General features: G+C 67.3%; 17 protein-coding genes and 1 pseudogene. 12 read left to right on the top strand and 6 right to left on the bottom strand.

Translation table 11 applies throughout. The features are described from left to right. Positions 1 to 69 precede the first annotated feature (69 nt). The 4 genes from ACWC2T_RS41305 to ACWC2T_RS41290 all read left to right on the top strand — a co-directional run bounded on the left by ACWC2T_RS41305 (position 70) and on the right by ACWC2T_RS41290 (position 6,978). Positions 70 to 1,230 carry an alpha-hydroxy-acid oxidizing protein gene (locus ACWC2T_RS41305; RefSeq protein ID WP_450675440.1) on the top strand — a complete coding sequence of 387 codons (1,161 nt, stop codon included), beginning with the start codon at positions 70 to 72 and terminating at the stop codon, positions 1,228 to 1,230. Between the two features lie 289 nt (positions 1,231 to 1,519). Further along, a complete protein-coding gene (mdlC, locus tag ACWC2T_RS41300; protein ID WP_450675439.1) occupies positions 1,520 to 3,130 on the top strand; it encodes a benzoylformate decarboxylase in 1,611 nt (536 codons plus the stop codon). Between the two features lie 52 nt (positions 3,131 to 3,182). Further along, positions 3,183 to 3,944 (top strand): SDR family oxidoreductase, encoded by a 762-nt coding sequence (locus tag ACWC2T_RS41295; RefSeq protein WP_158916915.1) that lies wholly within the window; start codon positions 3,183 to 3,185, stop codon positions 3,942 to 3,944. Between the two features lie 208 nt (positions 3,945 to 4,152). Then, the gene (locus ACWC2T_RS41290) at positions 4,153 to 6,978 is read left to right on the top strand and encodes an AAA family ATPase (RefSeq protein WP_450675438.1); all 2,826 of its coding nucleotides are present in this window, start codon (positions 4,153 to 4,155) and stop codon (positions 6,976 to 6,978) included. Positions 6,979 to 7,210: 232 nt separating this feature from the next. Here ACWC2T_RS41290 and ACWC2T_RS41285 read toward each other — a convergent pair whose 3' ends face one another. Next, positions 7,211 to 7,792, bottom strand: coding sequence for a UbiX family flavin prenyltransferase (locus tag ACWC2T_RS41285; protein WP_450675437.1), 582 nt, complete (start codon positions 7,790 to 7,792; stop codon positions 7,211 to 7,213). A gap of 632 nt (positions 7,793 to 8,424) precedes the next feature. After that, a complete protein-coding gene (locus ACWC2T_RS41280) occupies positions 8,425 to 8,874 on the bottom strand; it encodes a MarR family winged helix-turn-helix transcriptional regulator (protein WP_067051826.1) in 450 nt (149 codons plus the stop codon). A 114-nt stretch (positions 8,875 to 8,988) separates the two neighbouring features. Between ACWC2T_RS41280 and ACWC2T_RS41275 the strand changes: the two genes are divergently transcribed. After that, the gene (locus tag ACWC2T_RS41275) at positions 8,989 to 9,588 is read left to right on the top strand and encodes a non-oxidative hydroxyarylic acid decarboxylases subunit B (RefSeq protein WP_351216281.1); all 600 of its coding nucleotides are present in this window, start codon (positions 8,989 to 8,991) and stop codon (positions 9,586 to 9,588) included. Then, a complete protein-coding gene (locus ACWC2T_RS41270; protein ID WP_351216279.1) occupies positions 9,588 to 11,090 on the top strand; it encodes a UbiD family decarboxylase in 1,503 nt (500 codons plus the stop codon). Before ACWC2T_RS41275 ends, ACWC2T_RS41270 begins: the two co-directional genes overlap by 1 nt. Before the next feature lie 119 nt (positions 11,091 to 11,209). On the opposite strand, the pseudogene ACWC2T_RS41265 reads toward ACWC2T_RS41270, so the two are convergent. Further along, positions 11,210 to 12,859: pseudogene (locus ACWC2T_RS41265) on the bottom strand (transposase). 324 nt (positions 12,860 to 13,183) lie between these two features. Here ACWC2T_RS41265 and ACWC2T_RS41260 point away from each other — a divergent pair. Next, on the top strand, positions 13,184 to 13,816 hold the full coding sequence (locus tag ACWC2T_RS41260; protein WP_067051830.1) for a UbiX family flavin prenyltransferase: 633 nt from the start codon (positions 13,184 to 13,186) through the stop codon (positions 13,814 to 13,816). 123 nt (positions 13,817 to 13,939) lie between these two features. On the opposite strand, the gene ACWC2T_RS41255 is transcribed toward ACWC2T_RS41260, so the two are convergent. The 3 genes from ACWC2T_RS41255 to ACWC2T_RS41245 all read right to left on the bottom strand — a co-directional run bounded on the left by ACWC2T_RS41255 (position 13,940) and on the right by ACWC2T_RS41245 (position 15,902). Beyond that, complete coding sequence (locus ACWC2T_RS41255) at positions 13,940 to 14,200, bottom strand: hypothetical protein (protein ID WP_351216306.1); 261 nt, start codon at positions 14,198 to 14,200, stop codon at positions 13,940 to 13,942. Positions 14,201 to 14,918: 718 nt separating this feature from the next. Beyond that, positions 14,919 to 15,512, bottom strand: a complete 594-nt coding sequence (locus ACWC2T_RS41250; protein WP_351216276.1) for an ImmA/IrrE family metallo-endopeptidase — start codon at positions 15,510 to 15,512, stop codon at positions 14,919 to 14,921. Between the two features lie 3 nt (positions 15,513 to 15,515). Continuing rightward, positions 15,516 to 15,902 (bottom strand): helix-turn-helix domain-containing protein, encoded by a 387-nt coding sequence (locus ACWC2T_RS41245; protein WP_351216274.1) that lies wholly within the window; start codon positions 15,900 to 15,902, stop codon positions 15,516 to 15,518. 169 nt (positions 15,903 to 16,071) lie between these two features. On the opposite strand from ACWC2T_RS41245, the gene ACWC2T_RS41240 reads away from it, so the two are divergent. From ACWC2T_RS41240 to ACWC2T_RS41220, 5 genes are all read left to right on the top strand, one after another. Then, positions 16,072 to 16,350: a multiubiquitin domain-containing protein gene (locus tag ACWC2T_RS41240; RefSeq protein ID WP_351216272.1), complete on the top strand. Its 279-nt coding sequence runs from the start codon at positions 16,072 to 16,074 to the stop codon at positions 16,348 to 16,350. After that, entirely contained in the window at positions 16,347 to 16,733 is a 387-nt protein-coding gene (locus tag ACWC2T_RS41235; RefSeq protein ID WP_351216270.1) for a hypothetical protein, read from the top strand. The genes ACWC2T_RS41240 and ACWC2T_RS41235 overlap by 4 nt, the downstream gene beginning before the upstream one ends. Beyond that, positions 16,715 to 18,112 carry a ThiF family adenylyltransferase gene (locus ACWC2T_RS41230; RefSeq protein ID WP_450675436.1) on the top strand — a complete coding sequence of 466 codons (1,398 nt, stop codon included), beginning with the start codon at positions 16,715 to 16,717 and terminating at the stop codon, positions 18,110 to 18,112. The genes ACWC2T_RS41235 and ACWC2T_RS41230 overlap by 19 nt, the downstream gene beginning before the upstream one ends. 504 nt (positions 18,113 to 18,616) lie before the next feature. Next, entirely contained in the window at positions 18,617 to 20,554 is a 1,938-nt protein-coding gene (locus tag ACWC2T_RS41225) for a TniQ family protein (protein WP_450675435.1), read from the top strand. 1,620 nt (positions 20,555 to 22,174) lie between these two features. After that, a complete protein-coding gene (locus ACWC2T_RS41220) occupies positions 22,175 to 22,318 on the top strand; it encodes a hypothetical protein (RefSeq protein ID WP_450675434.1) in 144 nt (47 codons plus the stop codon). Positions 22,319 to 22,405 lie beyond the last annotated feature (87 nt).

Here is a 22,405-nt window from a genome sequence, read left to right as displayed (position 1 = left end):
TTTCACGCGTCACTCTCCCATTGTGGACTTCAGGGGCCCGCACCTGTCGAGCGTGAGGAGGGCCGGACCATGGCGTACGGCGACTATCAGGACGAGATCTACATGGACGGGCTGCGCGGGGTGGTGCCGCGCTTCCCGATGACCTACGACGAGCTGGAGCCGCTGGCTCAGGCCGCGATGCCCGCCTCCGTGCGCTCCTACGTCATGGCCGGAGCCGGCGACGAGCGCACCCAGCGGGCCAACGTCACCGCGTTCGAACGCTGGGGCCTCGTCCCGCGGATGATGGTGGGGGCCACGGACCGGGATCTGTCCGTCGACCTGTTCGGGATGCGCCTGCCCTCACCGCTGTTCATGGCCCCGGTCGGCGTGATCGGGCTGTGCGCGCAGGACGGCCACGGCGATCTCGCCACGGCCCGTGCCGCCGCCCGCACCGGCGTGCCGATGGTCGCCTCCACCCTGACCGTCGATCCGCTGGAGGAGGTCGCCGCCGAGTTCGGCGCCACCCCGGGCTTCTTCCAGCTCTACACGCCCACCGACCGGGAGCTGGCCGAGAGCCTGGTGCACCGGGCCGAGAAGGCCGGCTTCAAGGGCATCGTGGTCACCCTGGACACCTGGATCACCGGCTGGCGCCCCCGCGACCTCGCCGTCAGCAACTTCCCCCAGCTGCGCGGGAACTGCCTGACCAACTACACCAGCGACCCCGTCTTCCGCGCCCGCCTCGCCCGCAGCCCGGAGGACGACCCGGCGGCCGCGGTCGCCGAATGGGTGCGGATCTTCGGCAACCCGCTCACCTGGGACGACCTGTCCTGGCTGCGCTCGATCACCGACCTGCCGCTGATCCTGAAGGGCATCTGCCACCCCGACGACGTCCGCCGCGCCAAGGACGGCGGCGTGGACGGCATCTACTGCTCCAACCACGGCGGCCGCCAGGCCAACGGCGGCCTGCCCGCCCTCGACGTCCTGCCCAGCGTGGTCCAGGCCGCCGACGACACGCCCGTCCTGTTCGACTCCGGTGTCCGCACGGGAGCCGACATCATCAAGGCCATCGGCCTGGGCGCCACCGCCGTCGGCATCGGCCGCCCCTGCGCGTACGGCCTCGCGTACGGCGGCGAGGCCGGCGTCGTCCACGTCCTGAGGTCCCTGCTCGCCGAAGCAGACCTGATCATGGCCGTCGACGGCTATCCCACCCTCGCCGACCTCGCTCCCGAGGCCCTCCGCCGCCTCACCTGACAGCCGCCGACCAGTCGCGGGACGGACGCATCGGCGGTACCTCGCTCACCGAGTGGTCGGCCATGGTCCACGTCCTCAGCGACCTGGGCCCAGCCCCCCATCAGGCTCGTCACCGAACGGTTTATATGTCATGACAAGTACCTATTTGTGCAGCAGGATCAGATTGGCGCACGCTTCCGGCACCCCACGACGCCGAAGACGGCACTCGGCATCGCATGGAATAGCGCGCACCCCCCCACCAGACCCGTCGCACCAGAAACCCAGCCCCAGCAAGGAGTCGATGGCAACCATGACTGAGAAGTCCACCGTCCGCAGCGTGACCTACGACCTGCTGCGAACCCTGAAACTCACCACGGTCTTCGGTAACCCCGGTTCCACCGAGCAGCCGTTCCTGCAGGAATTCCCCGAGGACTTCACCTACGTCCTGGCACTGCAGGAGGCTTCCGTCATCGCGATGGCCGACACCTTCGCCCAAGTCACCGGCCGACCCGCGCTGGTCAACCTGCACTCCTCGGCCGGGATGGGAAACGCGGTGGGCAACCTGGTGGCGGCCTACCACGGCAACACACCCCTGATCATCACCTCCGGCCAGCAGCACCGGGAGCTGGTGATCGGCGACCCGTATCTCGGCAACCGAGAGGCCGTCACGCTGCCCAAGCCGTGGGTGAAATGGTCGTACGAACCCGCCCGCGCCGAAGATGTACCCGAAGCCTTCATGCGGGCCTACGCGGAGGCGCTGCAGCCGCCGACGGGCCCGGTGTACCTGTCGATTCCGATGGACGACTGGAAGCGGCCCCTGTCCGGCTTCACCCGGGTGCGGACGGTCAGCGACCGCGTCGCCCCCGACACCGCTCGGCTGCGCATGTTCGCCGATCGCATCTCGGCCAGCCGTCGTCCCGCGCTGGTCTTCGGTCCGGAGGTGGACCGGGCCGGTGGCTGGGACGCGGCCGTCGCGCTGGCGGAGAAGCTGCGCGCGGCCGTCTACGGCGCCCCACTGCTGGACCGGGCTTCCTTCCCGGAGGACCACCCCCTCTTCGGCGGCCCGCTCGGCATGTCGGTCAAGACCATCAGCGATCGGTTGACGGGCCACGACCTGGTGGTCGTGATCGGCGCGGAGGTGTTCCGCTACTACCCCTACGTGCCCGGGCCGTACCTGCCGGAGGGCACGGAGCTGCTGCAGATCACCGGCAACCCGGCGGTGGCCGCGGCGGCGCGGGTCGGTGACAGCCTCCTGGGCGATCCCAAGACGGCGATCGAGCTGCTCCTGGACATGGTCGCCGAGGGTTCGGCGCGGACTGCGCCGGAACCGATGCCGCGGCCCCGCGAGCTCCCCCAGGCGCCGAACACCCCGCTCACCCCGCCGGAGGTGTACGCCACCCTCAGCAGGGTCCGGCCGGCCGACGCGGTCATCGTCAACGAATCGACCTCCACGATGGCGCAGCAGATCGAGTGGCTCCCCACCACCCGGTCCGGATCGTTCTTCGCCACGGCCAGCGGAGGCATCGGCTGGGGCACCCCGGCCGCCGTGGGCGTCGCGCTCGGCGACCGGGACAGGGGCGCCGAACGGCCGGTGATCGGCCTGATCGGCGACGGCTCCTTCCAGTACTCCGTGCAGGCCATCTACACGGCCGCCCAGCACAACCTCCCGATCGTCTACGTCGTCATGCGCAACCAGGAGTACTCCATCCTCAAGTCGTTCGCCCTGCTGGAGGAGACCCCCGGGGTGCCCGGGCTCGACCTGCCCGGGCTCGACATCGCCTCCGTCGCCCGCGGCTTCGGATGCCGCGCGGTCGACGTGGATACCACCGAGGACCTGGAGCGCGAGTTCAAGTCGGCCCTGACCGCCGGCACCACCACCGTCATCGTCGTCGCCACGCAGCCCCAGAAGGCGATGTTGTAGGCCGCGCGGATCGGGCGGTCGAAGAAGGAACAGCGGAGAGAGGACAACAAACATGGACTTCGGACTGAAGGACCGGGTGTACATAGTCACCGGCGGCACCCGCGGGCTGGGCATGGCCGCCGCGCGCGAACTGGTGGCGGACGGCGCGCGGGTGGTCGTCAGCGGCCGCGACGAGAAGTCGGTCGCCGCCGCACAGGCGGACCTCGGCGGCCCGGGGCAGGCAGTCGGCGTCGTGGCCGACAACGCCGACGCCGACACTCCGGAGCGGCTGATCGCCGCGGCCCGTGACGCGTTCAAGCGCCTGGACGGAGTGCTCATCAGCGTCGGCGGGCCCCCGGCAGGCACCTCGGACACCATCGACGACGACCAGTGGCGCGCCTCCTTCGAGTCGGTCTTCCTCGGCGCGGTGCGGCTCTCCCGCGCCGTCGCCGCCGAGCTGGGCGAGGGAGGTGCCATCGGCTTCGTCCTCTCCAGCTCCGTGTACGAGCCCATTCCCGGCCTCGCGATCTCCAACGCCCTGCGGCCGGGCCTGGCCGGCTACGCGAAGAACCTCGCCAACGAGCTGGGCCCCAGAGGCATCCGTGTTGTTGGCCTCGTGCCCGCCCACATCGAGACCGACCGGGTACGCGAACTCGACGCACGGCACGGTGACGCCGACGCCGCCCGCGAACGCGCCACCGCCGGCGTCCCCCTGCGCCGCTACGGAACCCCGGACGAGTTCGGCCGCAGCGCCGCCTTCCTGCTCTCGCCCGCAGCGTCGTACCTCACGGGCGTGATGCTGTCGGTCGACGGCGGCGTACGCAAAGGCTTCTAGAGTCTCCGCGGTCAAGACCGCGAATCGAGCGGGTTCACGCTAGGGCGGTCGCCGGGGAAGCACCGAGACCGTATGGCCGCCCTTCGCCGCAAGCGCCGTACGGCGGTGAAAACAAGCACGCCATCGGCCTGAGCACACCCCGTAAGGTGGGCGGTACGCGCGCGGTCGGCGTTGTGCCGTGCTACGAGCGGAACCTATCCTCACCACTGTGGCGACTTCCGAGAGCCGGAGGTATCCCGCGCAGCCCGCCGGTTGCGACTTCGGCGGTCTCGTGGGGCGCGCGGACGAGCTGGTGCTGATCGACTCGCTGTTCGCCGATCAGGATCGCACCGGGTACGGCCCCGTCGGCCGCAGGTTGCTGCTGCGTGGTGACCCAGGGGTCGGGAAGACCGCGCTACTCGACGTCGCCGCGGCCCGGGCGAGTGCCGCCGGCAGGCGTGTGCTGCGCGCCTGCGGCGCGCAGTTCGAGGCCGGGATCAGTTTCGCCATGATCCACCAGATGCTCTACCCACTGCGCGCGGACGCCGATCTCCTGCCCGGCCCGCAGCGCGATGTCCTCTGCCGGCTCTTCGACCTGACGCCGGCAGCTCTCCCGGACCCGCTGACCGCCGGCACAGCCGTACTCTCCCTGCTCGGCGCTGCCGCCGACGAATGCCCGCTGCTGCTGGTGGCCGATGACGCACCGTGGATCGACCCGGCCAGCGCCACGGTACTGGCCTTCGCCGTGCGTCGGCTGGGCCAAGCCCCTGTGGCCCTGCTGGCCGCCGCCCGTACCGGGCTGAAAGGGCTTCTCCACCAGGTGGGGCTGCCGGAACGGACGGTACCGCCCCTGGACGACCAGTCGGCGGCGGAGCTTGTGGAGGCCCGGTGGCCGGGCCTGGCGCCGACCGTGCGGCGCCGGCTGCTGGCCCAGGCCGCGGGTAACCCGCTGGCCCTCCAAGAGCTACCGACGACTCTGAACGACCGGCAGCGCTCCGGCGCACAGCCGGTGCCCAGCGTGCTGCCCCTGTCCGAGCGGCTGCTGGACACCTTCGCCCCCGAGCTCGACCATCTGCCCGGCGCGACCAGAAAGGCACTCCTGCTCGCCGCACTGGCGGCCGACGACGACCTGGACACCATCAGGGTCACGACCCGATGCTCGCTGGACCTGGACGACCTGGCCCCGGCACAGCGGGCCCGGCTGGTCCACGCCGACACCGCCTCCCGACAGGTCACCTTCAGCCATCCGCTGACCCGCTCGGCGGTTGTGTACCTGGCCCCGCCGGGCGAGCGCCGGGCCGCGCACCGGGCACTCGCCGAGGCCCTGGCCTTCGACCCCGAGCGCCAGGCGTGCCATCTGGCCGCGGCCAGCACCGGACCCGACGAGACGGTGGCCCGGGCGCTGGACAAGGCGGCCATGCTCGCGCGGCACCGCGGCCGTGCCTCGACCGCGGTGGCCACCCTGGTGCGCGCGGCTGAACTCAGCCCGCACCCCGGAGACCGCTCCCGGCGCCTGGTCGAGGCCGCCCACCTCGCCACCATGGCCGGACAGCTCGACCAGGTCACCTGGCTGCTGGCGGACGCCGGGCAGACCCCGCAGAGCCCGGATGCGCTGGTTTTCGCCGCCACCGCCCACCTGCTCACGAACGACGAAGGCGACGTTTCCGCCGCGTACCGGCTGCTGACCCGGGCGCTCGACGCCGGCGAGGATGCCGGGCCGGAATCCTGGGACAGGTACGGCATCCTCTACGCGCTGCTGCTGGTCAGCCTCTACACCCTGCGGCCGGAGACGTGGGAGCTGCTCAGGAAGGCCATGGTCCGCTTCGAGCCCGAGCAGGTCGTCCCGTTCCAGCTGTGTTACGACGCGTACGTCGATCCCACCCGGGCCTCGGACGCCATCCGGGAGGGTCTGGCCCGCGCCTTCGCCGCGCTCCCGCGGGCCGCTGCGCCCTGGGAAGTGATTCCGCTGGCCTTCGCCGCGGTCGCGATGGACACCCTGTCCGACTACCGCTACGCGGTCCGCGGCATGATCGAGCGGGAACGCGACGGCGGCGCCATCGCCATGGTGGTGCCCGCGCTGATGCTGCTCTGCCAGGACTCCTACGTACACGGCCGGTGGGACGAGGCCGAGAACCTCGCGCAGCAGGGGCTGGAGTTGGCGACGGGCTATGGCTACTCGTTCTGGGAGCGGCAGATCCGGGCCGTGCTGGCCTCCGGTGCCGCGCTGCGCGGCGATGTGGACCTGGCCCGCGCCCGCAGCAAGGAGACCACCACCTGGGCGGCGCCCCGGGGCATGGGCGTCACCATGAGGTACGCCCGCTCGGCCGGCCATCTCGCGGCCATGGGCCAAGGCGACTTCGAGGAAGCCCACACCCAGGTGGCGCAGATCGACCCGCCCAGCGCCCCCAGCGCAGGCATCCCCAACCGGTGGGTGGTGCTCGACCTGGTCGAGGCGGCGATGCGTACCGGCCGCCGCGAGGAGGCCCGCGCACACGTCGTCGCCGCCCAGCAGGCCGGGCTCCACCGCATCGGCACGCGCATCGCGATCATCACGGCCGGAGCCGCGGCCGTGGCCGCGGACGACGACAAGGCCGGCGCCCTGTTCGAGGCGGCCCTGGCCCTGCCCGAAGCCGCCCGCTATCCCTGGGAGCAGGCACGTATCCAGTTCGCCTACGGACAGTGGCTGCGCCGCACCCGGGACACCGCCCGCGCACGTATCCAGCTGCGTGCCGCCATGGAGACCTTCGACCGGATCGGCGCGCGAGCGATGGTGCAGCGCGCCCGCAACGAACTGCGCGCCACCGGCGTAGCCGCTGCGCGTTCCGACCCGGCGGCACCCGAACTGACCGCCCAGGAACGGCAGATCGCCGAACTGGCCGCCACCGGGCTCACCAATAAGGAGATCGGCGCCCGTCTGTTCCTGTCCCACCGCACGGTCGGCTCCCACCTGCACCGGATCTTCCCGAAACTCGGCATCACCACCCGCGCCGCGCTGCGCGCCGCACTGGAAGCCGGCGCCCACGAAGCCCATTCCGAGGGTCAATTCCAGTCGTAGACGCGCGCGGCCTACACCTCCGGTACGACGGCTTCGTCGGCCACGAGCCGGTCCGCGGGTCGGGTGTCGTGTTTGCAGGGCGGGGAGGCGGCGTCCACCCGCGGCGGCGGAAGCGGTGGCCTCGTGAGCCGCGACCATAGCCGAGGCCGAGGCCGAGTTGGGTGTCCCGAGCGCTTCGAGTTCACAAAGGTAGGCCCGAAGGTCGGTGACCGCGGACATCGGTGCTGATTCCCTACAGCGCGGGAGAGTGGGACATGCCGTTCCAGCGCTGTGGCGACGGCACATGAATGTCCAACTGGTCCAGGACGCGGACGACGACATGGCTGACCGGATCCCCGATCGTCTCGGGACGGTTGTAGCAGGCCGGCATCGGCGGGACGATCCGAGCTCCCATGCGCGTGAGCGCCAGCATGTTGTCCAGGTGACTCTCGCTGAGCGGGTCCCGTGCCACGAGTACCAATCGGCGCCCGGCCTTCAGCGTCACGTCGGCCGCACGGGAAATGAGCCCCTCGGCACAGCCGGTGCATATTCCGGCCAGCGTCTTCAAGCCGCACGGCGCGATGACCATGGCGTCTCCCCGGAACGACCCCGACGAGATCGGCGCGCCCTGGTCGTTCCACGCGTACGTCGCGTCCGCGAGGTCGATGACCTCGTGCGCCGACAATCCGGTCTCCCGTCGCACGGTCGACCTGGCCCACGGGGACAACACCAGATGGGTCTCCACATCCGGCTGCTGCCGCAGTCGGCGCAACAATTCGACACCGAACACGGCTCCGGTCACCCCCGTCATCCCCACGATCATTCTCCGTGGCATGGGTATCCACCGCCTCCGCATGCGATCACTTCGAGCGGAACTACCCACGCATCGTGAAGGTCCTGAGCGCGAACGAGCCGCTCGAAACTGGCTGCGACCGATTCTCACCACGCGGCGGGGCCGTTCCGCATGCGTCAGATGACTGAACAATCCGGGAGCGGTCGGGCAGGAAGGCGACCGACTGACGTGCATGCAGTCAATCGACCGAAGACGAGGCCGTGAGCCGCGACGTAGTTTCGACATCGGCGCCGTCCAGAACCACTCGCTTCTGAATGGTGTGAGGGTGATCGCTTGATGGCGGCAGGGATCCCGCGCGGTCTCGGGATGCGCGCGCCATCGGCCGTCCGGCGCTGGACCGCGCGGGCCGGTACCCGGCGCTGCCTCCTCGCAGGGACAGATCGCGAGGCCGTGTTCATCTCCCGGACGATCAGTGCAGCGGGCGCCGGACACCGATCCGCCGCTCGCGGCGAAGCGGACCGTGTCCCCCGCGGCCGGCGCGCCGGTACTTTCGCTTCCGATCGAGCCGCGGGTCACGAACAGCTCGCGACCAGCCGCCACGAAACCATCGGCTCCGCGCCCCGGCCCCGGAAACGGGGACAGCACGACGCGACGCCCCTTTCCTGGCTCCCTCACTACGGCTGCTGGTCGCGGCCTGCGTCTCCGAGTTCCTTGAGCAGCAGGGTCAGGGTCGCGAGCCGCTCAGGTCCGAGCAGCTCCTCGATCCAGCGGCTTGTCTCCTGTGCCTGCTGGCGGCCCAGGGCCGCTCGTTCGTGCCCGGCAGGAGTCAGGGAGACCAGTTGCCGGCGGCGGTTGCCGGGGTCCGTGCTCTTGGTGATCAGGCCGCGGGCCACGAGCCGGTCGAGAAGTGGGGTGAGCGTCGACCGGTCGACCGCGGCGAGGGCGCCCAGTGTCTTCTGGTCGAGGCTTCCACGCTCGTCCAGGACGTGAAGCACCGCGAACTGCGGAGGTGTGAGGTCACCGCTGCGCAGCTGCCACGAGGCGTTCACCGCCTGCGAGGCGCGTCGCAGCTGGTGGGCCATGCCGTCTTCCAGCGTCCCGTCGTATCGCGCTCCGGTCGTCATGGGTACAGGCTACCTCCGTGCACGGTTAGTTGGTACACGGACTGTTTGCAATTGGAAGTTTCGGCAGCTACATTGTTCCGTGTACGGACTTACCGTGTACGGAAGGTGCATCCCATGTCCCGACGTGTGATCTTGGGGATGACCGGAGCGACCGGCGCCGTCTTCGGTGTCGAACTGCTTCGCCGACTGCGGGAGCAGCCGGATGTGGAGACTCATCTCGTTCTGTCCCAATGGGCCAGGGCGACCATCCATCTGGAGACCGACCTGTCGGTCCGCGAAGTCACCGACCTGGCCGACGTGACCTATACGTGGAACGACCAAGGGGCGGCAATCTCATCAGGTTCATTCCGCGTGGACGGAATGATTGTCGCGCCGTGCAGCATGAAGACCCTCGCCGGCATCCGAACCGGATATGCCGACGGTCTCATCCCCCGAGCTGCCGACGTCACGCTGAAGGAGCGCCGCCCCTTGGTGCTCGTACCGAGGGAGACCCCGCTCAGCGAGATCCATCTCGAGAACATGCTGGCGCTCTCGCGCATGGGAGCGAGGATCGTGCCGCCGATGCCGGCCTTCTACAGCCGTCCGAAAACCATTGACGAGCTCGTTGAGCATGTCGTTGTCCGAGTCCTGGACCAACTCGACATCCAGGTGGCTTCGGCGCAGCGCTGGGACGGAATACCGCGCCCCTCCGAACTGAAAGGAGTAACCAACTGATGTCTGAAATCAATGACTTCCGGTCCTACATCTCCGCACTCGAAGAGCTGAGGGACATTCAACGGATCTCACGCGTGATCGATCCGAACCTGGAAGCGTCGGCCATCACCCGTCGGTCCACCGAGAACGGCAGGCCCGCCCCGTTCTTCGAGCACCTCAGCGGAGTCGACGAGGGGTTCCGCATGATCGGCGCCCCGGGCGCCCTGTCGAGCATTCCCGGGCATCCGCTGGCGCGGGTCTCCCTCTCTCTCGGTCTGCCGTACACGACGACCGCAGCCGAACTGGTCGAACACCTCAGGGAAGCAGGCACCAAGGAACTGCTCCCACCTCGGCGGGTGGCAGCCGACTCGGCACCCTGCAAGCAGAACATCCTGACGGGTGACGAAGCCCGTCTCGACCGGTTCCCCATTCCACGCGTGCACCAGGACGACGGCGGCCCCTACGTCAACACCTGGGGCGTGATCATCGCCAGGACACCGGACGGCCGATGGACGAACTGGTCCATCTCCCGAATCATGGAGATCGACGACCAGCACATGACCGGACTGGTGCTGCCGAGCCAGCACCTCGGCATGATCTGGCGCGAGTGGGAGGCCATCGGTGAGCCAATGCCCTACGCCCTCGTACAGGGAGGCGACCCCGGCATTGCCGTCGTCGGCGGAATGACCGTCCCGACCGAGGTCGACGAGGGCGCGTATCTCGGAGCGGTGCTGGGCAAGCCGGTCGACGTCGTGAAGTGCGAGACGAACGATCTGGAAGTGCCCGCCTCCGCCGAGGTCGTCATCGAGGGACACCTGTCCGCGACCCGCGACGCCGTGGAGGGTCCGTTCGCGGAGTTCCACGGCTGGGCACTGCCCGAGACGTCGCCGCAACCGCTTTTCAGCATCGAGGCGATCACCTACCGGGACGACCCGATCTGGCCGCTGGCCGCCGCCGGCCGGCCTGTCGACGACTCGCACGTCGCACCGGCTGCCGGCATCTCCGCAGAGGTCGTCGCGGTCCTGCGGAAGGCGGGACTGCCGATCACGACGGCATGGCTCCCGCTCGGTGCAGCCTGCTTCTGGACGGTGATCACCGTCCCGCAGAACTGGCGCGACTCGCTGCCGGGGATGGACACCGCGCGCTTCGTGCACCGCATCGGCGAGGTGCTGAACGGCACCCGGGTGGGGCGGCTCTCCCCCGTCGTCTACGTCCTCGACGACGACGTGGATCCGTCGAACGACTCGGATCTGCTCTGGGCACTGGCCACCAGGGTGCACCCGTCCCTCCGCCAGGAGCAGTGGCACGGACCGATCATGCCGTGGTACCCGTGCTTCACCGAGGAGGAACTGCACAACGGCTGGGGAGCCGTCGTCGTGCACGACGCCCTGCTCCCGGCGGTGGGAAGCGGACGCGTACCGCCCGCAACGTTCGACGGCGTCTTCCCGGCAGATGTGCGCGCCAAGGTCCTCGCCGCCGAATCCGAGTCGGCAGGCGACACCGGCTCTGCCGCATCGCGCTGACGCCTGGGTGCCGCGGATCGCGGCAGGTATCCACCAGGTGGCCGTCTCCCGACCGGCATGCTCGGCCGCCGGCCCCGAGGGACCCTCCCGGACGCTGCTGGTTTATTCGGGGCCTGGTCCTACTTCGCCCCGTCGAGGATGAGCTCGGCGGGGCGAAGTGCTGCGAAGTGACTGGTGCGGGTGCGTGCCCGGGGCGTCTTGGTGAGGTGGGCGTCGATGCGGGCGAGGTTGATCGCAGCGCCGGTGAGCTGGTGCTGAAGACTGGCCTTGGCCAGCCCGCGGTAGCGGGATCTGCGCAGGCCGCAGCGTTGGACGGTCTGGGACATGGTGCCTTCGACGCCCGCCCGGACCTTGTAGCGCTCCTTCCAGGCGTCGGTCTGCTGTTCGGTCCTGGCGGCCTGGAGCGCGTGGTGCTCGTCGTGGCGGCGTAGTCGCAGTTCGCGGGGCCGTTTGATGGTGGGCGTGTTGATGCACGCCTGCCGCATGGTTCAGGGGCGGCAGTCACTGGCCGAGAACACCACCCACAGCACCGGCTGGCCGCGTTGGGAGAGCCTTTCGCTCCAGGTGGTGCTGGTGCGGCCGCCAGGACAGGTGGCCTGCTGGTGGTCCCAGTCGATGGTGAAGGCGTCCTGAGCGAAGCCGCCTTCGGCGCTGGTCTGGGCGCTGTTGTCGGCCTGGATGGGGCCGTGCAGGGCGATGCCGTGGTCGCGCCGGGCGCTGACGTCCACCCAGTGCTCGGCGGGCAGGCAGTCACGGGCCGCGAGCTGGTGGTGGATGGTCTCGGCCATCGACCGGTCCTGGACGGTGGCCACCGTCGTAGCGACGTTCGTGATCAGGTTCGGGGCGTCCGGCTCACAGGTCTCGGTGAAGTGAACCTTGTAGCCGTCCCACATCGTGCCGCGCTTCACGCTGCCCCGTGCGTCGGTGTCATAGGGGGTGACCAGGCGCAACGCGCCCGGCGGACGGTCTTTTGGGCCCCTGCGCCTCACCTCGCCGTCCACGTGGTGGAAGTGCTGGACCCACATCTGCCGCAGAGTCTCCACCTCGGCAAGCCCACGCAGCCCGGCGGGGGCATCAGCGCTGAAGACCGCAGACAGCAGACACGTCCCGTCCCGGTCGATCCGTGTCCCCACCTCGTCCCGCTTCACGCGGCCGGTGGGGAATCGCGTGTCCTCCGCCCGCGTGGCGTAGTGCCTAAACCACTCCGGCTCGGCCACCCCCGACAGCCAGGCCGGGGCAGCCTGGGCGAGCGCGTTCAACGCCGACCGCAACGTCTCCGCCACCATCTCCAGCCAGCACAGTTCACGCGCCGCCGACAGCACATGCGTGGAGTCCGTCCGGGCCCGGCCCGTGCACTTGAGCAGCCTCTTCTCACGGGCCGCGGCCAGAATGCCGTCCAGCACCCGCCGTCCCCCGTCCGCCCCGGCCAGCCGCTCACGGAACTCCAACAGCACCGAGAAGTCGAATCCCGGGTCGTCCAGTTCCAGCCCGAGTGCGTATTTGAGATCGATCCTGGCCCGCACCGCTTCAGCAGCCTGCCGGTCGGTCAGCCCCTCCACGAACTGCAACACCGACACCAGCGCCAGCCCGCCCGGCGACCAGGCCGGCCTGCCCCGCACCGGGAACAAGTCCGTGAACTCCTCGTCCCTGAACAACGGTCCCAGCTCATCCCGCACCCGGATCGCCAGGCTCCCCTTCGGGAACGCGGCCCGAGCCACCCGCACCGTCTCCGCCGGAATCTCCCCAGATCCCTTCGGCTGCATCGACATCCGCACCCACCCCATACGACAACGTCGGCCTTCAAGACCACAACCAGGTCTCGAAGGCCGACGTCACGCAAGGCCCCGAATAAACCAACAGCGTCGGACCCTCCCGCTCGGGGCCGTTGGCTGCCACCGCCTGGGTGAATGAGTCATCACTACAAGCCGCCGGCCGAGTGACCCATGGGATTTGGCGACCGCGTGACGAGGTACCGATCAGCCTGCGTGTCGGACCGACGCGGACAGCGGTCCTCAACGACGGCCTCGAGACCTCCATCCGTCAGGCACGAGAAGGTGCGGCCGCCAGCCCGATGCGTCAAGAAGGGGACAGACGTGACCCAGCAGAATGTGACAGTTGCTGTCACGGGGGCAGGCGGCACCGGAGTGGCCAAAGCCTTGCTCGCCTCACTTCAGAGAGACGACCGGGTCGGCCACGTCAACCTTCTCGTGTCGGCCAATGGGCGCAAGCTGGTGGCTTTCGAATTCCAGACCGGCGAAGATCCGGACTCGGTGGTCCAGGCCCTGGAGGCCACGTCGACGAAAGTCCGCTTCCTCGATCCGGCCGACATGTCAGGACCGGTGACCAGCGGCAGCTACCCCACCGACGCCATGATCATCCTGCCGTGTGCCGCCGGCGTACTCGGACGCATCGCTCACGGCCAGACCGAGAGCCTCATCGAGCGAGCCGCGGACGTGATGCTGAAGCAACGGCGCAAACTCGTCCTCTGTCTCCGGGAAGCACCGCTGAATCTCATCCACCTGCGCAACATGGTCGCTGTCACGGAGGCGGGAGCCACCGTGTACCCGATGATCCCTACGTACTACAACGTGCCGGAGACACTCGCGCAACTGCGGGACGAGTTCGTCGAACGCGTCCTGCAGTTCCTGGGCCTGCCCGGCACCGATCGCTACCAGTGGGACGGCACCGACACCACAGCGCGACGCGAGCGCACTCAGGCGCGGTAGCGGACCGTGGCCGGCAGCTTCGGGCGCGTTTGTCTCCCGTTGCTACTCACCAGCGGTCCTGGGTTCGCTGATACGGCGGGCGGCCTCAACGACCGCCGCGCGGTGCAAGGCCAGCCGCTGTGCCTACCAGGACTGGCCGGCCTCCTTGGGGTCGACGCCCTCGGCGGCCCAGAACCACGCCTGGGCAGCGGCGAGAACCATAGTCAGGAGATCGGCAGGCTCCATCTCCCGGGCGAGGTCACCACGCTGCTGCGCGTCGGCCACTTCGGCCGTCTTGTGACCGAAGGCCTCGGCCTCGGGTCCGGTGGCGGTGGGCCGCTCCAGCAGTTTCCATAGTCGCAGACGCATCAGATCCGGCCGGGCGACGAGGGCCCGGACAGACAGACACGGGTACGGGAGATGCTCAACTACCTCGCTTCCGCGCTGCCGGCTGAGACCGGAGCTGCCGCCAGACTGATCGCCCTACAATGCGCCTTGCGCATGAACGACTCAGCTCAAGTTCGGTTTCCGCTCGGGGTACTGCGTAGCCTTCGCTTGGGACCTGCCACGGATTCTTGGCGGGAGCTCCACCAGGCGCGATGGCTACGCTCAACCCTGTCCGCGTCGCACTCCAACTCGCGCGCAGAAGTCATCCAACTCCTCGACATCGGGCTCTTCGCCCAATGCCCGGCCCGCCCTGACCGGCTCGCGGCCGCAGACTGGGCGCTGCGCGCCGCCTGCCGCGTGCATACGGACTGGGCCCCGCTTCCCCGACTCATTGCCATGTGCCTCACGGCTCATACCGCCCAGGAAGGAATTTGCGGAATAGCAGAACTGGATCAGCTGGCACACGAATGCGGGCTGCCCACAACGCGGTTCACAGATGTACTCGACCGATTGACGGTCACAGGGCACATCGACTCCTGGAGCGTGCACCCAGTGTCCGGGGACCTGTACTGGACACTGGCAGAACACAGCGAGCATGGAGGCGGAGGCGCGGCTCGCCGGTGACCGACAGACGTCGATGACCCGTCACGCTCACCGCCGATATCGCAAGCACCAGTTTCAGGACGGCGTCGGGGTGTCGACTACGTTCTCAGCGTTGAAGTGGGAGCCTGATGGGCTAATGTCGCATTCCCGCCGCTCGCTTCTGAAGTGTCCGCTGAGCGATTTTCCGAGCACCTGAAGCGTTCATGCGCCAGGCGGCGAATTGCAAGCTGACGTCGAACTGCAACGCCACCTGTTCGTCAGTCCTGCCCGACAGAGCCGCGCCGATCGCCGCTGCCATGGGAATGAGCAGCTCCCCAGAGAGCGCCGCGGCCTGCTTCTCCTTCAGCGCCATCTCGGGGCCCAGGTCGCGACATCCACCGTCAGCGAAGAGGATTCCCTCGAACTGGTGCTCCAGGAGGAGGTGCGACATCTCGTGCGCGACATTCGATCTGCGCCGTTGGAGCGTGTGCGTGGAGTTCTCCACGATGAACCGCGCTGTCCCGACCGGCACCAGGGCGGCTGACCACGCCTCGGGGCGCCTCGACGTGAAGTAGTCCAACGCCTCGGGCGAGCAACTGTCGGCGAGATCACTCATCGCGTACACCGGGATGTCGTACTCGCCGGTCAGCCGCTCGAGGTCGAGCCGGGTGTGCGGTCCAGCGCCTATCTCACCGCGGACCTCAAGGGCGAGATCCTGAAGAGCCTTCTTGGCCCACCGCTGACCCACGCGTCACCTCGAACGGGATTCGCGATCAGAGGCGAATCTGCGCACTGCCGCACCGATCACCTCTTCCAAGTACTTCACATCCTCGGCACCCAGGTCGCTGCGAGACCTCAACAGCGGCGCCAACTGTGCCATCAACTCGGGTTCCTCAGCCCGGGCTTCCCGCTGCTCGTCCTCCGGGTCCACCATGAAGGTTTCCGCGGGCATGCCCAGCCACCGCACGAGAGCCACGAAGGCATCCACGTCCGGCCGGTTCCCGTTGGCCATGCGCGTCATGGTCGAGGGGCTGACCCCCACTGCCGCGGCGAGCTGTCGCCACGAGAGTTCCTTCTTGGTCCTCGCGGCGTCGAGAGCCGCATACAAGGCGGACACGTTCACGCGGGTCCGGGCCATCACCCTCCTCCTCACGGTTGGGGGGGTCAGTCTACTTTCAATCGGTGTTCGACATCCAGAACAGCGAGGTGCTACCGTGAGCTCAGTGTTCGACTTTCGAAACACTGAAGCGGTCTCACAACACCATGCCGGCCATGAACCGGCTCACCGGTAGGGAAGAGGAACGTCGATGACAAGCACCCATGAAGGAACCCCCGAGGCAGCTCCGCCCCGGCCCCACACGGTCACCGTGACGGTCAACGGCCAACCAGTCGTCGTTCCCGATCACGAGGCTACGGGCCTGGACATCAAGCGGGCCTCCATTGCCCAGGGCCTGCCGATCGACGAGGGCTTCCAGCTCTCCGTCCGCCAGGGCAACGGCCGCTACGAAGTCGTGGCCGACGAGGAGACCCTCCACGTTCACGCGCATCAGGAGTTCCTTGCGGTCCCGCCGGACGACAACTCGTGATCACCCTCGTTCCGGCGATCGCCGAAGCAGTCGAGGCCGTCCGTTCCCACTTCGTCGGTCACCCGGTTGCAGTTCGCACGGACGGCGCCGGCGGAGTGGTTGTGATCATCGAGGACGTGCCCGTCGGCTCCGCATACGCGCCTTCGGTGACATGGCTCGGTTTCCAGATCAGCGCCGCCTATCCGGACGCGGACGTCTATCCCCACTACACCGGTGTCCTCACCCGCGCCGACGGTCAGCCGCACGGACCGGCCATTCAACGGGTTCAGTGGCAAGACCGCCCCGCCATGCAGATCTCCCGCCGGTCCAACCGCCGGGACGCCACCGTGGACAACGCCGCGCTCAAGGCCGAAAGGATCCGCCGGTGGCTCGCCGACCAGTGAACCCACCTGCTGACGGGTGGAGCCTCACCCTCCCGCCCCGGCTGTGGAACGAACTGTCCCAGCATCTCTTCCGCGACAAAGAAGAACACGGCGCCGTCATCCTCGCGGGCCGAGCCGACGGCCCGCGAGGCCCCCGCCTCCTGGCCCGCGAGCTCCTTGTCGCCCGCGACGATGAGGACTACGGCCCCGGCGAGAGGGGCCATCGGGCGCTGTCTCCGACATTCGTCCGCGACGCAATCATCCGCGCCCGGGATGAACAGCTGTCCTACCTCGCCGTCCACTGCCACTTCGGCCTCGACCGGGTCCAGTTCTCCCGCGTTGACCTGGCCAGCCACGAACGCGGATACGCCACTCTGCGGCAGATCAGCGGGCAGGCGGTCGGCGGCCTCGTCGTCACCCCGCACGCCGCCGCAGGCGACCTGTGGCTTCCCGACGGCAGCAGGACCTCGCTGAGCGAGACCGTCGTTCCTACCGGGAACATGCTTCGGCTGCGGCCGAGTCCCGCGTCGCCCGCAGCCTCGGACCCCGTATGGGACCGACAGGCGCGGCTTCTGGGGGACCATGGACAAGAGACACTTGCCCGGCTACGCGTCGCCGTCGTCGGCCTTGGCGGTGTCGGCAGCATCCTCGTCGAAGAACTCGCCCGCTTGGGCGTCGGACAACTTATCCTGATCGACAGCGAAACCGTCGATGCAACCAATCTCCCGCGGCTGCTCGCAGCCGAACGCACTGATATCGGCAAGCCAAAAACCGATCTCGCCGCCCGCAACGCAAGCCGAGCGAATCCACAGATCCGTCTGACCAAGATCCCGCGACGAGTTGAAAACCCCGAGGCACTGCGTGAACTGGTGCTGTGCGACTGGATCTTCCTGGCCGCCGACAGCCATTCGGCCCGGCACTGGGTCAACGCCGTCATCCACGAGTTCCTCATCCCAGCGACTCAAGTCGGTGTCAAGATCCCCATCTCCCGAGATGGCAGCATCGGACAGATCCACACCGCCACTCGCTTGATCGCCCCCGGCATCGGCTGCATGTGGTGCAACGGGCTCATCGACCCGACCGAACTCGCTATCGAGATGCACCCCGAGGCCGAGCGTGAGCAAGCCCGGTACGTCCTCGGTGTACCCGCACCCAGCGTGATGCCCTTCAACACACTCGCCGTCGGCGAGGCCGTGACCCACTTCCTTCTCGCATCCGCCGGCCTGCACGAGACCGACGACGATCTCGGATCAGTCATCCACCGCCCTCGAACTCGCGAACGACATCTCCAAGACCCCCGCCAGAACGCCCGCTGCCGCTGGTGTACGTCCACGGGGAACCTCGGACGCGGCGCCAACGGAGAACTCGCGGCCCGGCAGGCGTCAACCACTCGAGCGTGAACTGGGACCGCCGCGCCAAATGCCGTGTCGCGGCTCGGCCAGCCGGTCTCGGTCCCAGCTAATTCCGGTGCCAACTATCCCTCTTTTGTGCCAACTAAAAATCCTCGTCACAGCAGTGTGACCAGGATTGCTAGTTGGCATCAGCCAACGTTCGTGACCTGCCCTGATGCCAAGTAGCTTCAGCAGCAGGAAACCCGGAATCAGAGAGATAGTTGGCACTTTGGTACAGCGCTCCTACCTCATCTGTTCACACTCGAACTTGTTCACCCGAACGCATGGCCCTCCATCCAACAACCAGCCACCGATGGGTCACTCGTCGTACCGTCAGCGCCGATCAAATCGGCGAAATGCGGGGACCGAAGGAGGTGAAGCCGGAGTGAGCGAAATGAGTCTCTCGTTGCGCAGTGTGCGTCTTGACGTGGCTGCCGCTCTGGCGACACGTGCGTCGCAGACAAATTGCCGGACGGTTGCCATGGGAACTGAGCAGCATATACGGAGGTCTGCGTGGTGAGCGCCTCGGCCACCCGGCAACTACCCCGAGCGCTGGTCCCGTTGCCCGACGAGTCTTTGCCAGGACTGTTGTTACGCCTGTCATATCGCTTGGAGCGTGCGCCGCACCGCATCGCTGTCCTGTGCGGCCTAGAAAAGGGCTACCGCGTACCGGCTTACCACCTCCTCAGGCTATCCGACGCCCTGACTAGCCAAGTCGGCAACCGCCTGCGGCTTTCGGCCGCAGAGACTGAGTCCCTAACCCTTCGCAGCCTGACGGACACGTACCTGCCGCTGGCTTCTATGCCAAGCGGCGCCCGACTCACCAATCCAACATCGGGCATGAACTGGTCATTTAACCTCTCGAGCCGCTTCTGCCCCCGGTGCCTGCACGGGGACGAGAGCTCCATCCAACGGACACTTGGGGGCCCATGGAGACTACGTTGGCACCTGCCGACTACTTTCGCATGCCCGAAACATCACCAACTATTAGCGAGTAAATGCCCCGCATGTGGACAGCTAGTCAACGGATTTACGGATAGGCACGGCGGTCTAATCTGCAACCCCGGCGTCCCAGGGCTACATCCCTTACAGTGCCGCAATATTATACCCTCCGACAATCGACCGCGGCGCGGCGGCAAGGCACATATCCTACCCTGCGGAACTCGATTGGACCGGGGACCTGCAATAGCACGTTTCGGGTTATCGAACGAAGACACCAACCTGCTCGTCGCATTGCAGCAAAGAATGGATAAGAACCTGGAATACAGTGGGCTGGGGGCACCGCGGGATAACTATCTTCCAGACTTGATCCTGGCCACCGTGTTGATCAAACTGAGCTGGCCTCTCGGCTCCACGCTGCTCCCCTCAGAAACCCTGAAGGCCAGTCTCGACGCGCACGCCGCCCCGATCTCAGCACTCGCCGCCGCACAGCGCGACCATCCTAATTCGGGAACTCGCCTCGCTGGGCCACGAAACCTTCCTCAGGAAGTAGCTCACTGCGGCGCCTTGCTTCTGGCTGCCGAGAAACTACTCGGCGATCGTGACGCGGCGTCATTGCGGGAACAGGTGCAACCGTTTGCCCAGGCGGCACACAAACAGGCTCCGCGATACCTACTTAACCTAATGGCTTCAATTTCCACCTCCACCGCGATGGCGCGCGCTGCAGCTCGGCGACCTCATGGTTTTCCAGAAGCCCCCGCGAGACGATCATTGGTCCCGCAAGGAACGTTTCAGCTGAAGAACGTGCCACCTTTTCTTCCTGAGCCATGGTTCGACGCACACTTCACTGGCTTCATGCGCGACATGCCTCGCACCAACCCGTGGACGGTACGACAATTGCGGCGCGGTGCCACACTGCGACTCGCCGAGCTGGCCTCCGGCATGCCCTGGTATCGGTGTACGGCAACCCTAGGCATTCCCAACAAGGCTGCGCGAGGCACAATCTCACTACTGGGACGGGAACTCGGGCCTGCGCACCTCTGGCCATCATTCGAGGCCAGGGTAGCAGCGATCGCCCGCCAACTCTCCGAAGAGAACAATCCCACAGACTATTCCAGGCGGCTCCACGCACTGGCCGGTTGGCGGCTGCCTCTAGACGACTGGATGGCACTGTGCGATCTGCCCTTGATTGGCCGCTTGAGAGCAAAGGAAGATGCCGCCCCCGGAACAGTCTTCGTATGGAGCGAGTCCACGTCGGCTGAATATCTCCATAGTCCCCTAATTCAGGAACTAAAACGAAGCGGAGAGTCGACAGTTCCAATGAAGAGGGCGGCCGCAGATATCTTCGCCCCCGGTCGCCCAACGGGTGACCGACGAAGGCTCCGCCAGCGACTCAAGATGTACGCAGCCCAACTTACGCACGCTTGTGACCTTGGCCAGAGCCTGCGAGTTGACGTTGAAGCTATCGTGGCCCGAGAGAGCAAGATCGAGCAGGAACGCGTGAGCCCATGACGTAACTTCTCCCGATGCAGTCCACTGCGCAGGATTTCGACCACCCAGATGAGAATTCCTGAGCCTTCAGCCCCGAAATTCGTCAACTCCCGCGGATCAAGCAATTGTTGATGCCACGTGTCAGCCCCGTCACCCAATTCAAGAGTAGGGCCGCATTAGAATTTCACAACAGTGGCGGCCGCTGAGCTTGAACTCATGTTTCTCGGGGCTTGGCATAGTCCAGTTCCAGCAAGGCATCCCGACTATCACCATATGCGTGCCTGTCTGCAGAATGAGCGCTCGGTGCCGACATAACCACCATACGGTCGTAGCACTCTTGCGGTTCGTCTCGATGCACGAAGGGGCCAGCGGCGTGGACGACGAACACCAGAGGCAGGCCCGAGGCGTTTCAGCGCCACCAGCAACCAGATGTCACATGGTCCGATGTCCTCGGGTTGGAGGATCTGGCACTCGCGTACGACGGACACACCGCGTATGCCACCCAGTTGGACCTTGCCGATCGCTGGCCGGTGAGATGGGCGACGGCGTGGAGGTACGGCCAGAACACTGACATCGAGGGGAGAGCGATTCAAGCGGTAGGCCGGGCGGAGCAGGAAGCCCGGCAGGGACTCGCCTTCCAACGGTCCGAGACTGCACGGTAGTTGTCGAGCTGTCATGCCACCGCTCTCCTCCTGCAGGAGCACTTCATGTCTCTCGCTTACAAGGGCAGGACGGGGTAGCTCACGAAGGGCTCGGCGGACATGCGCGTTCGCCACCCGAATCGCAGCGGCCTCACAATGAACCGGCGCGAATCACAGGGTGGCCAGCTTTACCCGTGAATTCACTCGTACGGGTGACGTCCGAAAGAACGACCGACTCGGCAAGGTTGGACACCGTAGCGTCGTCGCGCTTTTGGGATTCGGATCACGAGCTGAAGAAGGCCAGAGGAGCCGGCACGCTGCCCGCCTTCTGGAGGCTCGTCCGGAACGCTCTGCCCCCGCTGCACCTGGCCGTGGGGGGGGTATAGCGCGGGGTACAGCGGGGGCGGCCGAGCCGTCATCGCTTCGCCAGAGACCGCGGACTGCGCTCGATCGGGTACGCAGAGCGTGCACGCGATGGCTGCGGCGCCCATGGAATCGGCGGGGCGTGATATGGCAGAGGGAGTGCAGGGCCAAAGGGTCTGTTCAGCCAGTTGCAAGACCTGGCAAGGGCGAGTGCCTCTCCGGTTGCAGTGCCCTCGTTCGGGTTCTTTACTAGTAGGTACAAATCCATCTAAACCATGCGGCTCGTGAGCTGGCGTGGCGGAGTATTCCTTCGTCGGCGAGGGCGTCACAAGGTGGACGGGCATGGATTGCCGGTGTCGGCGTGCTGTGCTCTGTGCAGGTCTCCGGGTGAGCTACATCGAGGAAGAAGCGGGCATCCTGGGACAGCTTGATGGCAAGGTCGGTTTGTGACTGCTCGACCGGGATCGGTCTGGCCATAGCCCGGTTCGTTGCCGAGGGCTCCACCGTCCACCTCACGGGCCGGAGCAGAACCGAGCTGGACGCACCAGTGGAATCTCTCAGGGACCGGGCCGTCGGCATCCGAAGCGATGTCTCGAATTTCAAGAAGCGACGGCGACAAAGCTAGGAGCCGTGTCCCATGCTCGCCATTCACCTCACGCAGTTCGGGGAGCCGGAGACCAGCCTGAAGGTGGTGGACGTACCCGAGCCCCCGGCTCCCACCGCCGGACAGACGCTGGTCCAGGTCGAGTATGCCCCGCTCGACCACCACGACCTGAGCTGACCCCGGATTCGTGGAGTCCCTGAAGCCAGGCTTATGATCCTGGCCCGAAGGAGAACCACGAGCAGTGCCAGCACCACGCAAATACCC

It is taken from the genome of Streptomyces sp. NPDC001393 (assembly GCF_053597455.1).
The sequence above is the reverse complement of the archived record's forward strand: the minus strand, read 5'-3'. Positions and strand labels throughout refer to the sequence as shown.